We start from the raw sequence: 14239 nt of genomic DNA, 5'->3' as shown, positions 1-14239 counted from the left end.
TACCATGAAACGATTCTCGATTCTTACCTTACTGCTATCTACACTATTGTTAGGCAATGTATATGCCCATGCGTTATGGATTGAAACTAATCCAGTAGGGCAAAAAGGCCGGACACAAACCGTCACAATTGTGTATGCTGAACCAGACGATAAACCCGAAAAAATAGCTGATTGGTATTCTGATGTGAAAGAATTTGAACTCTGGTTGATCGGGTCGGACGGCCAGGAAAAGAAGCTTGCTGTTACGCCCGTTGAGGATCACTTTACCGCTGAATTTACACCCCAGCAGGATGGTGTTTATACGCTGGCCATTGGCCACACGGCCAAAGAGCTGGGCGGTACAACAAAATACCAGTTCAACGCCACAGCGGCCGTAACGGTTGGAAAATCAATAACGTCCCCAACACTACGTTTAAACGAGCTGAACGTAGCAGAAACTCAGTTTGGGAAAACGTATAAAGTCGGTAAACCGATTTCGCTGGCGGGCTTTTTCAAGGAACAGCCTTCCGAGAAACTGCGCATTACCGTATCGTCGCCGAGCGGCTGGAATCGCGACATCGTAACCAATGCCGATGGATTGGCCGAGTTTACGCCCGTTTGGCCCGGTCGTTATAAACTAGAAGCCTCGAAGACCGAAAAAACAACGGGTGAGCACGGGGGCAAAACGTATCAGGCCATCTGGCGATGCGCTACGTATGTGCTGACTGTGCAGTAAACAAGTCAATAAATCACTAATGAATGGGACGTAGCAGCTACGGGGCGGTATTCTGCTACGTTCCTTAAATAGGTTAACCAATGGCAAATAAACACACCTGCACTGAGGGGCCATATCGACTGGCACAGACGAAACAAGGCGAAATAATTCTGTATGCTGACTGTGAGCTTTGGTATAGTTTCCGATTCGGTAACTTATTTCGTTACCTGACGGCTGATGAATTTCTCCGGCTTCACGACTCCATTATGGGATTTGACTGGAAGCAATTACCTGCCAAAACCAGTACTACCTCGACCATTGCCAGTGCGCAACGGGTGCTGAACGTTACGTTGTTTGGTGCCATGACACGCCATGATTTGCTCGAATTGCGAACGTTACTCGGAAAGGCTGCCTTGCTGGTAACGGCTTTATCGCGACTCTACAATCACCAGAACTAACGTTACGCCAAGCGTTCGGCAAACTCGATTAAATTGCCCCAAGGGTCGGCAATAAATGCTAGCCGTTTGCCAATGGCTGGCAGATTGAAAGGTTCGCCCACAACCGTAACACTCCGATTGTTGAGTTCACGTAACGTGTCGTCAACGCTCGGTACGTCGATGCAGAAGTGGTGATAACCTGCTGGATGAAGGCTCTCATTCAGATCGGTATAGTTGGCTTTTGTTTCGGGGGCACCTCCCGCCAGCAGCTCTACCCAGAAGTTGTCGTCGTTAGCCGGAGCTAGATACGCCAGCTGTAAATCACCGAAGGGCCATTCGTGGATGAGCCGGAAATCCAGCTTTTCCATATACCATTTTTTGCTGGCTTCGTAATCGGGTACGCGAACGGCAACGTGCGCACCGCGCATCTGGCTGAAAGGGCTTTGGGTATTCCGGACTGGGACTTGAATAGTGACGTTTTGAGTTTCCATCTTACTTTCTTGATTAAGTAAATTGATGAAGCAAAGATGGTGGGTCGCTGGTCGGGGCTCTATAGCAAAGACAAAGGCAATTTTATGAATATCAAAGAAGGAGGTTTTAGCTGCCCTGACGCATTTTACGAAAAGCGGACGGAGTTAGGCCAGTGTTCTTCTTGAAAAACTGGCTGAAGTTGGGTTGTTCAGCAAAGCCAATGCTGGTGCCGATTTCCTGCAAGGTCCATTCGGTTTGCAGCAACAACACTTTGGCTTCTTCCAACAGGCGGTTTTTGATGTGCGAACTGACATTTTCGCCGGTATATTTTTTGAGCAGCGCATTCAGATAGTTCGGGTGAATGGCTAAATCGGCGGCAAATTCCTTCGCTGTTTTTAGTCGGATTGGCCGGTCATAATTGATTTGAGCGGCTTCTTGCTCCAACTGTCTGAAAAATTGATAAATGTAGTGGTAATCGCTGGTAACGGCATCAGTGGACAACTGATCAGGCGCCGGAAAGTCAGCATGGCGGGCGCTTTCTACCAGCAGTAACTGCAAATAAGCCTGAATAGCCTCTTCCTGAAAGGAGGCATTCGCCAGCTCTTCGGCTTTCATCCGCTCAAACAGGGTATTAATTGCCACCGTTTTTTCATCTGATAGCCGAACGACCTGTTTGTTGGTTTGGGTAAACAAACCGTATTTTTCAATAGCCACTTTCAGAAGACCATGTTCCTGAACAAAATCTTTTTTAAAGAGGACATAATAGCCACCAACTTCGCTGGGCGACAAGTTTTTCCAGGAAATGATGTCATTTGGGTGGATGAACAGAATGGTTGGCGTGTCAATATAATACGAGTTCATTCCCGTAGTAAACAGACCAATTCCTTTTGTTATCAGTAAAATCTTGTAAAAATTACGGCGATTGGGCGACAGGTAATTCCGGCATTCGTGCTGCTCACGGTTGAATACACGAACGGTCCAGTCTTCATAAAATTCCCTGAAAACAGGAATCATTTCTGGCAGATCGCGCAACGTATCAATTTTTTTAGCATCGAGAGTAAGCGGTTTCATGAGCGCAGATGAACAGAGAAGCTGGATGAACAAATCTAACCAATAACAACCAATTATGGGTATAGCTTTGGTTCTTTTAGCCCTGGCAAAACCGGAGCCGTCGAACGTACCATACTTATGTAATAATAGACAACTGCCAAGTGATAATTTTCGAGCTATTGAACTGATTCGGTTTGCTTGACAGCAAAAACAGGCCGTTTTTTACGTATCAATCCTAAGTCCTATGGCCATGATACGCTATGCACTTTTTCTCCTTCTCTCGCTGAATGCGTTGGCGCAGGGGCCTAATATACTCATCGTAACGGCCCATCCCGATGATGAAACGATGTTTCCGGTTACGGTTTTTAAAATCACGCACGAGCTAAAAGGCAGTGCCGATATTGCCTTACTGACCGATGCGTCGGGAGGTTTCAACGGTATGGTCGCTTCCAGTTATTTTGGCATGAATATGCTCGATTCGACGGTAGGCCGTAAACACCTGCCAACGATACGTAAAAAAGAAATGAAGGCGTCGGGCGATATTCTGGGCATCAAAAACTACTTCTTTTTCGATCAGTGCGACGATTTTTACAACCGTGACGAGAAACCGTATTTGCAGGGTAAACGCTGGAATATCAGCTATATAGAACGGCGACTCGACAGTATTCTGGCCGCCGGACAATACGATTGTATTTTTTGTATGGTGCCGCACGAGGGGCAGCATGCGCATCACAAAACGGCATCGCTCAGTGCGTTACGTGCCGTTCAGCGTTACAAAGGGACGAAAAAGCCAATTATTCTGGGCGGGCAGGCACAAAATAAAGGCTATACGTTTCGCTTCACGGCGCTGAAAGGGTATCCCGAAAGTCGGGTCAGTGCTACGTCGCCAGTGTTTGAATTTGATCGGTCCTATACGTTCGGCGAAGACAATAAACACAGCTATATGATTGTGGCCGACTGGGTGAAAGCATCGCACAAGACCCAGAGTGGTGATATGAATCAGGCCATGCACAAAGGTGATCTGGAAGTCTTCTGGTACTTTGCACTCAACGGCGACCAACGTATCGGGGAGGTGAAGCAGTTATTTGAGACACTGAAGAAAACGGGTTTCCCGACCAAGTAGACAGCGGTTTATGGAAAATTACAGCATCATATTATTTGTACTGGTGGTTATGATTGGGTTATCGGCAGTGGCCGATAAAATCCGGTTACCCTATCCAATTTTACTGGTTACAGCAGGTATTGCGGTTGGTTTTATTCCGGGAATGCCCAAAATAGAACTGGACCCTGAAATCGTTTTCCTACTTTTTCTACCACCCATGCTCTATGATGCTGCGTTTAACATCTCCTTCAATGAGTTCAGGAAGAACATCAATACAATTTATACACTGGCAATTGCGCTGGTGTTTATGACGGCGGGAGGCATTGCTGTGCTGGCTTACTTTATTATTCCCGATATGACCTGGCCGCTGGCGTTTGTGCTGGGAGGCATCCTGTCCGCTACCGATGCCGTAGCCGCTATGAGTATCACTAAGGGGCTGGGATTATCGCACAAAACACTGACGATTCTGGAAGGTGAAAGCCTGATTAACGATGCCTCGGGCCTGATTGCTTACCGGCTTTCAGTGGCAGCAGTGGGCGGTACGTCGTTCGTTTTCTGGAAAGCAGGTTTGCAGTTTGTTCAGCTAATTGCGGGCGGATTGCTGGTAGGGTTTGTGTTCAGCAAATTGCTGGAGTTTATTCTGCCGCGCATTCCGAAGAATAAGCTGGTCGCCATCAGCTTTACGTTACTCATGCCCTTTATTACGTATCTGGCGGCCGAAGAAATACACGTATCTGGCGTTATTGCCGTAGTACTTTTGGGGTTACGGATTTCGTGGTTCGAACCCAAACTGTTTCCCGACGGCACCAAAGCGCAATCCAGAGCCATCTGGGAAATTATCGTATTTATTCTGAACGGATTGGTGTTTGTGCTGATCGGAATCGAATTTCCCTACGTGCTCGAAAACATTGCCGGTCAGGAAATTCTCCCGCTGATTGGGTACAGTTTTCTAATTTGTATTGTCGCGCTGGCCATTCGGATGATACGTGTATTCCTGCAAAAAATTAACCTTGATCGGGCGTTTCTTAAAACGGGGGATAGCCGTTTACAGGCAGCCCAGCTTGATTGGAAAAATAGCCTGATTATCAGTTGGTCGGGCATGCGGGGGATTGTGTCGCTGGCCACTGCCTTGGCCTTACCCGCTACGTTGGCCGATGGTAGTGCATTTCCTCAGCGCGATACCATTATTTTCATTTCGGTGGTGGCCGTTCTCATTACGCTGGTCGGGCAGGGGCTAAGCCTGCCGATGCTGGTAAAATGGCTCGACGTAGTATCGGCCCATCGGCGGAAGGAACGGCAAAGTAGAAGTTGAACGATAGTGAAAATGGGCTTTTATTAACTTTTACGCTATATTTGCTACCCTGAAAATTATACTGCCTACATACCACAGACCCTCGGTGAGCGGCTACTCGCTATAGTAGCCCAGGCGTCTACACACTAACCGACAGAAGGCGTTATTCTCTGTCGCAGTTTCTCTTTCTTAGTTTAGTTTCTCAACCATGGAGTATCGGTATTTCCTAATCGGTATGGTGTGGCTTTTTATGGCTACACGGGACCATATAATGCACTTTCCTGCTCCGAAAAGAGCACAGATCGGATCATCTATGAATCAAAATACATCCAATAAATCAATTGTCCGTGATTTCTACAGACGGGCAATCGGGCAGGGCGATATTGCTTTTGCCGAACAGATTATCGCTGATGCTTATATTCAACACAGTCCGATGGTTAAGGCCGGTAAATCGGGGTTGATGGAATCACTGGCGTATTTAAAAAAAATGCCCAGGCCAGCTAACCCGACAAAGCCATTTATGCGGTTGATTGCAGAAGGTGATTACGTAGTGACGAACACAAGTTTCAATCTGGGGGGTAAACAAAAGGCTGTGGTCGATATATTTCGATTTCAGGACGGGAAGATCGTCGAGCACTGGGACGCCATTCAGGATCAACCCGAAGTGAGTCTGAATGGAAATGCTATGATGGATGGCGATGAAGAGGTTGAAGCGGGAGGGGTAGACAAAGCCAATAAGCAACTAGTTACTGAGTTGTATGAGCAGGTGTTTGTTGGCCGGAAACTGGACCAGTTGAACTGGTACGTATCGTCATCGCTACAACAACACAATCCGACTGTTGCTAATGGCATTACCGGCTTACGAAATTACATCGCCAATGGTCGGGAGGTTTCGTATGAAAAAGTTCACCGAGTGATTGGTGAAGGCAGTTTTGTTGTCGTACAGGCGGAGGGGAAATGGTATAGTCAGCCCGCTGTCTTTTACGATATTTTCCGGGTTGACAACGGCAAGGTTGTTGAACAGTGGTCTGTTTATCAAACTATACCGGCGCAAATGCCTCATGAAAATGGGATGATTTAGCCGCCCGAAAGGGTATAACAAAAAAAACGGGAGACGCAGTACGTCTCCCGTTTTTGCTGGTATGATTACTACCTTATTGATACTGAATGTACATCGGCTTTGGCGTTAAGGCCAACACCTCTTCCGGCGTCATGATGCGTGATCCCGGCTTGCGGAAATCATTATCGTAGAACAGCTTGAATCCGGTGTACTGAACGGGCTCTTTCTCAATGTAGGCTTTGTAGGAGTCTTTCTTCAATACGGGTGGTCCCCAGCCGTCCATATCCATCACGATCTGTACGTTTGGATCGAGCTTGATATTTTTATAATTCTTGATCATGCCCTGCGTGAACCGGTGAACAACCAGCACTTTAGGCGGTAAATTATTTTCTTTGGCAATTCGGCTCAGGAACTGAACCGCCTGGTTTACGTCAGCAGCATCGTAACTGCCAATTTTTGTGCCTGGCTTTGCGCCGGTAACCATTGAAAACTCCGGGTCGATACCCAGATGAACGAAAGGAAGCTTCAGGTATTTTTCCAGATATTCCATTTCGCCTTTCAGATTAGCATGACCACGCTGAATATCCAGAAAGACAATAGCCTTATGCTCGTCGCCCCATTTGATGATTTTCTTGATGGTTTTATCGGACATTCGTAATCGATAGCCACCATCTTTGCCGGGTGCTCCCTGTGCCGATATCGCAACCAGATGGAGAGCTGGCTGAATAGGGGTGGCAGGATCTGCTTTTTCCCAATTCTTAATTTCTTTGTCGAGCCGCTGAAGCATTTCTTCTTTCGGATACTTGCCCAGAATTCCCATTTTCTTGGAATGTGGGTTGCCGTAATAGGCAAAAATGCGCTTTTTAGGCAGAATTGCTTCCGAAGGCGCGTACGACATAGAATCAAGCGTGGCATCGCCTGTTCGAGAGATAGTCTTGGCGGGAGCCTCGGTTGAATCGGGTTCCGTTGCTGTTGGCTTAGCGACACTGGGTTCGGCGGCTGCCTCGGTGGTAATAGTACCCTTTTGGGAGGTTGACTCCTGTTTGGAATCAGACGAGCAGCCAATAATGTGACTCAGAGCCAGCATGGAAAGCACGGCCAGGGAAAAACGCATAATAATCGACTAAGTTTGGCGTAATTTGTCTATTGAAAAGGTTAAACTCTATACTTATCAGCGTTCACCCTAGGATGCAAGTATAGACGCAAACGGTAACTTTTCAAAGCAAAACCTCTCCTAGGCCCTGACGAATTATCGTAAAGTCATCATCGGTGGCGTCGATGATGGTAGAAGCTACATTGCCGCCATAGCCGCCGTCAATAACGATGTCGACCTGGTGCTGAAATTTCTCGAAAATCAGTTCGGGGTCGGTTGAATATTCGATCACTTCATCTTCATCGCGAATGGACGTCGTAATAATAGGATGATCCAGTTCGTGAACAATCTGACGCGGTATATTATTGTCTGGTACCCGAATCCCAACCGTCTTTTTGTTCGTATTCAGTAATTTGGGCACACTGCCACTCGCTTCCAGAATAAACGTGAAAGGACCAGGAAGCAGTTTTTTCATCAGTTTAAACGCCTGATTACTTACCCTGGCATAGTCGGCAATGTGGCTAAGATCGTAGCAGATGAACGAGAAGTCGTTTTTGGTGGGTTTTATCCCTTTAATACGGGCAACACGTTCAACGGCCCGGGCATTATGGATATCGCAACCCATCCCGTAAATGGTATCGGTTGGGTAGATAATTACAGCCCCATCGCGCAGCGCCTTGACAATGTGTTCAATACGCCGTTGATCGGGGTTTTCTGGATATAATTTTATGAATTCCGCAGGCATACGTAATAGACTCAGTTTATAGGCATGGATTTGGGGTTTTCGGTACGCCGTGTCATCAAACGCGAACGTAGTGAAAGCGCCCAATATCCATACACTATAACTATAAACCTGCTAAACCAGTTTCGTTTGGGGATAAGCGGATTGACGACCTCGGTTCCATTTGAGGTAGTGTCGGTACAGACTGTTAACGGGTAGTTGGAAACGGCTTAAGCGAAGAATCAGGCAGGTTAACATATCGGGTCGTTCGATATGTTGAAGAAGCTGGCCAAACTGAGTGACCAGTTCAAACTGTTCCGTATAAAAAGCTTTCCGTATAAAGGTTCGAACGCGCCCAGCCAACGCCTGATATTCTGCTTTGGTCGAGCATCGGTCAAACGCTTTATAACACACCGCCAACGATGAGCTTAATAGTTGATTACTCCGAAGTGTAATCTGCGTGGCCAGCGAATCGGGCAGTCGTCGTTTCAGCGTCAGAACTTCATCGAGATAGGCGTAATGATACAGTCGTGAAGAGCGTACCCAGAAATCGAAATCTTCGTACGAGAGCGATTCATCATAGCCCCCCAGTTCATTCAGCACATCCCGGCGCATCATCATGGTGGGCGTACAGATAAAATAGGATTCCAGGACGTTTTGAAAGACATTGCCCGAAGGCACTTTCGTGCGGCTGCGTCCGTTGCCATCAACAGCGTAGTGAATGGCCGTTTCCCGACCCTGTCCGTCAATGTAAGCGGCATTGGAAAACACGACGGCATAGGGCCCCGACAGCTCTTCGAATAAAGAAACCTGGTGGGAAATACGATTGGGCAGCAGCACATCATCGGCCGCCAGATCAATAACGTAGCGCCCTTCCGCCAAGGCCAATCCCTGATTAAAGGCTCGGTTAAGGCCGAGATTGGTAAGGTTTTTGATAAAGCGAAGTCCCGGATGTTTTTTCGCAAACGTTTCGATACGTTCGGCCGAACGGTCGCTACTACTATTGTCGACAACAATCAATTCTACATTCGGGTAATCCTGATCAACTACCGATTGAAGTGCCTCCTCAACATAAGCCTCGTGATTATAACTGGTGCATATGACACTAACCCAGGGCTTGATCCGGTTGAGATAAGGACTCATCGGTAGTGGATTAGATTGGCCAGTAACAGAAATCATACAGGCTGATCAGTTCAATAATACGCAAAACAGTAAAAAAGCAATTACACAATAAATCTTATGGCAATATTACAAACCTGTTGTTACCGAAAATCATTTTTTTGAGCAAACGGAAAAAAGTATAGACTATTATTTACATACCGTCATAGTTGGCACGGTTTTTAGACGAATACGTGTAAACGGCTTTTAAGCCGTACTTACATTTATGGGTTAGGGTTTGCAAACGCCATCTTAGGTATTCGGGATGGCGTTTGTTGTTTTCGCTTCAACACTAGGATTTCGGTCTCCTTCCAATCTGTAGAGTGCTACGTTTATTTCAAAGCCAATGATGAGCAGGAGCGAAACCAGGTTTATCCAGATCATCAGAGCGATCAGCGTACCGATAGAACCGTAGACTTTGTTGTATGACCCAAAATTTGATACGTAGTATGAAAAGCCCAGCGTCGTTAACACAATAAGCGTCGAGGCCGTAATGGAGCCGGGCGCAACAAAGGCCCACTTCATTTTTACATCGGGGCCGAAATGGTAAATCACCGAAAGGGCGGCTACAAACACCGCAAACACGATTAAATACCGACCAATCGCTAACAGATTGACGAATACTACGTTGTTCAGGATGCCGAAACGTAGCAGATAATCACTGACTACACCGCCAACGATCAGCACAATAATGGCCAGAACCAGCGCAATGGCCAGAATAAACGTTAGCCCAACGGCAATACCCCGGATTTCGAAAAAACCACGTCGGTCCTGGGTTTCGTTGGACGAGTTGAAGGCATTCATCAGGGCAACGACGCCACTAGTCGCAGAATATAGTGCCAGTAGAAAACCAAACGATAATACGCCACCACGCGGGCGGCTGATAATGTCGCGGATCGTTATTTCGACCGTGCTGAACGTATCGCCCGGAAGCACCTCTTTTAAAATCCCCATAATCTGCTCCTCCAGATTCGGAACCGGGATATAGGGTATAAGCGTAAAGAGAAAAATAATGGTCGGGAAAACGGCCAGAATCAGGCTGTACGATACAGAGGCAGCTCGTTCGCTGGTATCGTTTTCGGTGATCTTCTGAAACATTCTCCTCAGAAAATCATACCAGCTGATTTTTGCGTTGAGGGCCTTATGCTCGCGAAGCCATACGCGGGTTTTTCGTATGGCCTTAAAGCTCATCAGTTTTTCAAACATAGGTAAGTCAGTAGCAGTAAGTCGTCATGTCAATAGTTACGCTAAATCACGTATCAACGATGGATTGACTACTTTTTAAACCGACTGCTCAAAAAAAGGTTTGATCGATTCGACGAGGTCAGAAGGAGCGGGTCCCGGCCGCCCCGTAGCCGATTTCAGGAAAATGAGCGTGGTTTCGCCCGTATTCAGGAGTAACCCATCCTGATTGAAAATCTCGTATTGAAAGAAGATTCTCGTAGTGGGGAGCTGCGGAATAGTAACGCGAATCGTTAGCTGATCGTCGTAGCGGGCGGGGCGAATAAAGCGGGAACTCATGTCATAAACGGGCATGCCAATACCTCGCTCTTCGAGGTCTTTATAGGCCATGCCCAAATACCGAAGGGCTTCCACCCGGCCAATTTCATAAAAACGGGCATAGTTGCCGTAATAAACAATACCCATCTGGTCGGTATCATAATACCGAACCCGAACTCCTGTTACGTCGTAAACAAACATAGGGAAGAAACGGACGCATCCGTTATTTCATGATCTTCATGCGGGTTAATGCCTGCTGATACAGACGAGCGTTGGCCAGATGCTCGGCCAGCGTTTTCGAGAACGTATGATAGCCGTTGAAGTTGGCGTTGACCACAAAATAGAGGTAATCATGTTGCTCGGCATTCAATACGTTGTCGATCGTGGCCGGAGCAGGAAGGTTGATAGGGCCGGGGGGTAAGCCAGCGTACCGATACGTATTGTAGGGCGAATCGACAGTCAGTTGTTTGTTCAGCAGTCGACGGATGCTGAAATCGCGCAGGGCAAAAATCACCGTTGGGTCGGCTTCCAGTTTGATACCTTTTTTCAGACGATTCAGGTAAACACCAGCTACGCGAGGTTGCTCGTCGCGTTTGTTGGTTTCGGACGCTACGATGGAGGCCAGTACCTGCGCTTGTGTCTGCGTGAGCCCCAGGGCCTTGGCTTTCGCCTGCCGTTCTGGTGTCCAGAACGCCTTGTATTCTTTTGCCATCCGTTCCATAAAAGCTTCGGGTTTTACGGTCCAGAAAAATTCGTACGTATTCGGCAGAAAAAGGCAAACGATGGTGGTCGTATCAAAGCCAAACTTTTCGCAGGTTGCCGGATCGTTCAGAAGTTTGCCGAATGCATCAGGGCCAAATTCGAATTTGCTGCCAAGCCGCTGAATGAGATCGCTTTTCATCCGAATGTTGTTGAACGTAACCTGCATTGGGTCCTGGCTGCCATTTCGGAGTTTGACCAGTGCTTCGCGGTTGCCCATACGCGGTTCAATCTCATAACGCCCTTCTTTTACGTGCTCCGGGTACTTCATTAATTTCGCCAGAAACCGGAACGATGTTTCGTCATTGATCACTTTATGGGTTTTTAGCGTATCCATGACCGAATCAAACGTAGCGCCTTTGGGAATAAGCAGCGCAAAAGTTTTATCGTTGTCTTTAACTTGAAGATTCGGGCTCTTAAAAACCTGCCAGAAATAGAATGAGAACGTAGTGAGCAGGATAGAAACAGTTAGAAAAAGGCCAATTTGGACGTTACGAGACATAATTAGATCGACTAGTTACGATTTACGAAGCCGGCTCCGGATTTCGGTACGATTTTGGATAGACGCCATTTTGGGCGGTTCCACGCTGACTTTTTACCATAGCGGACTGCCGTAAATCCCTGCAAAGTTACGCCAAATCATTACCAATTAACCTACCCATGATGAAGTACTCGTTATCTCTTTTATTACTCCTGGGTCTGGCCGCATCCTGTCGTACCCTTGTCGATAATCCTCGGGCTATGAATGGCGCTTCGGCGCTACGTCAAAAATCAATCGATGAAATACGGGAGGCTGACCAGAATTTCAGTATTATGTCTGAAAAACAGGGGATGGCCAAAGCCTTTACAACCTTCGCAGCCGATGAGGTCATTCGAATGAACGATGGCGCTGCGCCAACCGTAGGATTTGACTCGTTGCGGGCGCAAATGAGCCGTCTACCAAACGACGGGTCGGTGCTGACCTGGCAGATTCTGAAAGCCGATGCCGCTCAATCGGGCGACCTGGGCTACACGTTTGGACAGTGGATGCTGACGAATAAAAACGATAAACGGAAACCGATCTATGGGGTTTACGTAACGGTTTGGAAGCGGCAACGTAACGGGCAGTGGCGTTTTGTCATCGACGGTGGAAATACAACACCGGAGCCTAAATAAAATCCCCGGATTCTGAGTAGAGAGACTACCTTTGCCGGATCAATCGTCGCTTTATCAGTTTGTCTCTTACCCGTCCATCTACTACGTCGCTGTACACCCTCTCGTTCTGGTTGCTGTGTGTCAGTAACTTCCTGTTTTCGGCTAGTTTTTCCATGATGATTCCTGAGTTGCCCGACTATCTGGCCAGGTTGGGCGGCAGGGAATATGTAGGCTTAATAATTGCCCTGTTCACGCTCACGGCGGGTGTATCGAGGCCGTTCAGCGGCAAAATTACGGATACCGTCGGGCGCGTACCGGTCATGGCTTTCGGCTCTATCATTTGCTTCTTCTGCGGTTTTCTGTATCCCTACCTGATCACCGTCTGGGGCTTCCTGACGTTACGTCTCATTCATGGTTTTTCGACCGGAACCAAACCGACCGCTACCTCTGCCTACGTGGCCGACGTAGTGCCTGCCACACGTAGGGGGGAAGCCATGGGCATGTTGGGCCTGTTTACGGCCATGGGCATGTCGTTGGGCCCAGCCATAGGAAGCTGGCTGGCTGACGATTATTCGATGAATGTTATGTTCTGGACATCATCGGCGTTCGCTCTGTTATCGATTGCCATTCTGTTACGTATGCCAGAAACGCTGATGAATCGGCAACCGTTTCGGTTCGGTTTACTACGCCTGAAGAAGGAAGAGATTTTTGACAAACAGGCTATTCCTCCGTTTATCGTATTGTTGTTACAGTCGTTTTCGTCGGGTACTATTTTAACCGTCATATCGTCGGTTAGTTCGTCGCTGGGCATTGCCAACAAAGGATTATTCTTTACGGTTTATACCATCGCGTCGCTGGCGGTGCGGCTATTATTCAGTAAATCATCGGATCGGTATGGGCGAGTGCCGGTTCTGTTTATCTCAACCAGTGTGCTGGCGTTATCGATGGTTTTTCTGGTGCTGACGGACCCCTTAGATAAGCATGCGTTGATCTGGTTCTGGTCGTCGGCCATTCTGTACGGGATGTCGTGGGGAATGAACTCGCCAACGGTTCAGGCCTGGACGGCCGACTTAAGTGATGAGCGTACACGCGGGCGCGCCATGGCTACCATGTATATTGCGCTCGAAGCTGGAATTGGCCTGGGCGCTATCGCATCGGGCTGGTTATTAAATCATTGGATTGGCGAAATCGGAGTCGATGCGTCGTTTGCGGTGTCGGGAGCGCTTGCTGTTGTGGCCGTGTTTTATCTGGCATGGTACTGGCAGCAGGGAATTAAAGCCAAACGTCAGCGGATGAACGACGCCGACGAAATGGCCTTACTGGATGGAGAACCATGATGGATGCCATTGAACCAAAGATAAAGCCACTCGTCGATGCCCTAAACGAAACGGGTGTCGTGCGTACGTTCTCTAGTTGTGAAGGTCATTTTGGGCCCGACGAACAAACGCTTGTCGATAGAAACCACGCCGAAGTTCGTTTTATTCCGGCAGCAGGGATTCCAATTGCTGAGGTAGAAACACTTCTGGCCTATATACTGACCCGTTACAAAAACCAGCACGGGATTGTGCCCGTCAATTTGCGGGGATTCAGACTGTATACGCCCATCGATGAGGACGCTGTGGAAGAAACCTTTGTAGTAGAACTTCGGCCATTTAATCGGTTCGATCAGCCTGGTCAAAAACGAGCCGATATTGACCGAGCCATTCAACAAACTATCCGTCTGGTAGCCCATTTTAGACAGGCCAGGTAAGCGTAGTACAAGACCTGAA

16 protein-coding genes are annotated in these 14239 nt (G+C 47.8%); 8 read left to right on the top strand and 8 right to left on the bottom strand.

Translation table 11 applies throughout. The features are described 5' to 3' along the window. Positions 1-4: 4 nt before the first annotated feature. Both GK108_RS16645 and GK108_RS16640 read left to right on the top strand, forming a co-directional pair. A complete protein-coding gene (locus tag GK108_RS16645) occupies positions 5-715 on the top strand; it encodes a DUF4198 domain-containing protein (RefSeq protein ID WP_163950825.1) in 711 nt (236 codons plus the stop codon). Positions 716-795: 80 nt separating this feature from the next. After that, positions 796-1152: a hypothetical protein gene (locus GK108_RS16640; protein WP_163950822.1), complete on the top strand. Its 357-nt coding sequence runs from the start codon at positions 796-798 to the stop codon at positions 1150-1152. A gap of 2 nt (positions 1153-1154) precedes the next feature. Here GK108_RS16640 and GK108_RS16635 read toward each other — a convergent pair whose 3' ends face one another. Together GK108_RS16635 and GK108_RS16630 are read right to left on the bottom strand one after the other, a co-directional pair. After that, positions 1155-1622, bottom strand: coding sequence for a VOC family protein (locus tag GK108_RS16635; RefSeq protein WP_163950819.1), 468 nt, complete (start codon positions 1620-1622; stop codon positions 1155-1157). 106 nt (positions 1623-1728) lie between these two features. Next, positions 1729-2673, bottom strand: a complete 945-nt coding sequence (locus GK108_RS16630; RefSeq protein WP_163950815.1) for a helix-turn-helix domain-containing protein — start codon at positions 2671-2673, stop codon at positions 1729-1731. 223 nt (positions 2674-2896) lie between these two features. Here GK108_RS16630 and GK108_RS16625 point away from each other — a divergent pair, with 223 nt between their 5' ends. The 3 genes from GK108_RS16625 (at position 2897) to GK108_RS16615 (ending at position 6126) form a co-directional block, all read left to right on the top strand. Further along, a complete protein-coding gene (locus tag GK108_RS16625) occupies positions 2897-3775 on the top strand; it encodes a PIG-L family deacetylase (protein WP_163950814.1) in 879 nt (292 codons plus the stop codon). A 10-nt stretch (positions 3776-3785) separates the two neighbouring features. Continuing rightward, positions 3786-5066, top strand: a complete 1281-nt coding sequence (locus tag GK108_RS16620) for a Na+/H+ antiporter (protein ID WP_163950813.1) — start codon at positions 3786-3788, stop codon at positions 5064-5066. Between the two features lie 292 nt (positions 5067-5358). Next, positions 5359-6126: a nuclear transport factor 2 family protein gene (locus GK108_RS16615; RefSeq protein WP_163950810.1), complete on the top strand. Its 768-nt coding sequence runs from the start codon at positions 5359-5361 to the stop codon at positions 6124-6126. A gap of 73 nt (positions 6127-6199) precedes the next feature. On the opposite strand, the gene GK108_RS16610 is transcribed toward GK108_RS16615, so the two are convergent. From GK108_RS16610 to mltG, 6 genes are all read right to left on the bottom strand, one after another. Beyond that, positions 6200-7219: a hypothetical protein gene (locus GK108_RS16610; protein ID WP_212592819.1), complete on the bottom strand. Its 1020-nt coding sequence runs from the start codon at positions 7217-7219 to the stop codon at positions 6200-6202. 103 nt (positions 7220-7322) lie between these two features. Further along, the gene (locus GK108_RS16605; RefSeq protein WP_163950805.1) at positions 7323-7943 is read right to left on the bottom strand and encodes an L-threonylcarbamoyladenylate synthase; all 621 of its coding nucleotides are present in this window, start codon (positions 7941-7943) and stop codon (positions 7323-7325) included. 111 nt (positions 7944-8054) lie between these two features. Continuing rightward, on the bottom strand, positions 8055-9062 hold the full coding sequence (locus tag GK108_RS16600) for a glycosyltransferase family 2 protein (protein ID WP_163950802.1): 1008 nt from the start codon (positions 9060-9062) through the stop codon (positions 8055-8057). A 267-nt stretch (positions 9063-9329) separates the two neighbouring features. Further along, positions 9330-10283: a YihY/virulence factor BrkB family protein gene (locus tag GK108_RS16595; RefSeq protein ID WP_163950800.1), complete on the bottom strand. Its 954-nt coding sequence runs from the start codon at positions 10281-10283 to the stop codon at positions 9330-9332. 75 nt (positions 10284-10358) lie between these two features. After that, positions 10359-10778: an acyl-CoA thioesterase gene (locus GK108_RS16590; protein WP_163950799.1), complete on the bottom strand. Its 420-nt coding sequence runs from the start codon at positions 10776-10778 to the stop codon at positions 10359-10361. Positions 10779-10800: 22 nt separating this feature from the next. Further along, positions 10801-11838, bottom strand: coding sequence for an endolytic transglycosylase MltG (mltG, locus tag GK108_RS16585; RefSeq protein WP_163950798.1), 1038 nt, complete (start codon positions 11836-11838; stop codon positions 10801-10803). Positions 11839-11996: 158 nt separating this feature from the next. On the opposite strand from mltG, the gene GK108_RS16580 reads away from it, so the two are divergent. The 3 genes from GK108_RS16580 to GK108_RS16570 are packed head-to-tail and all read left to right on the top strand — an operon-like array spanning position 11997 to position 14220. Continuing rightward, entirely contained in the window at positions 11997-12491 is a 495-nt protein-coding gene (locus tag GK108_RS16580) for a YybH family protein (RefSeq protein WP_246224937.1), read from the top strand. Positions 12492-12550: 59 nt separating this feature from the next. Next, positions 12551-13807, top strand: a complete 1257-nt coding sequence (locus GK108_RS16575) for an MFS transporter (protein WP_163950792.1) — start codon at positions 12551-12553, stop codon at positions 13805-13807. After that, positions 13804-14220: a hypothetical protein gene (locus GK108_RS16570; RefSeq protein WP_317166539.1), complete on the top strand. Its 417-nt coding sequence runs from the start codon at positions 13804-13806 to the stop codon at positions 14218-14220. The genes GK108_RS16575 and GK108_RS16570 overlap by 4 nt, the downstream gene beginning before the upstream one ends. Positions 14221-14239 lie beyond the last annotated feature (19 nt).

Source organism: Spirosoma terrae, from assembly GCF_010435915.1.
GTDB lineage: Bacteria > Bacteroidota > Bacteroidia > Cytophagales > Spirosomataceae > Spirosoma > Spirosoma terrae.
The sequence above is the reverse complement of the archived record's forward strand: the minus strand, read 5'-3'. Positions and strand labels throughout refer to the sequence as shown.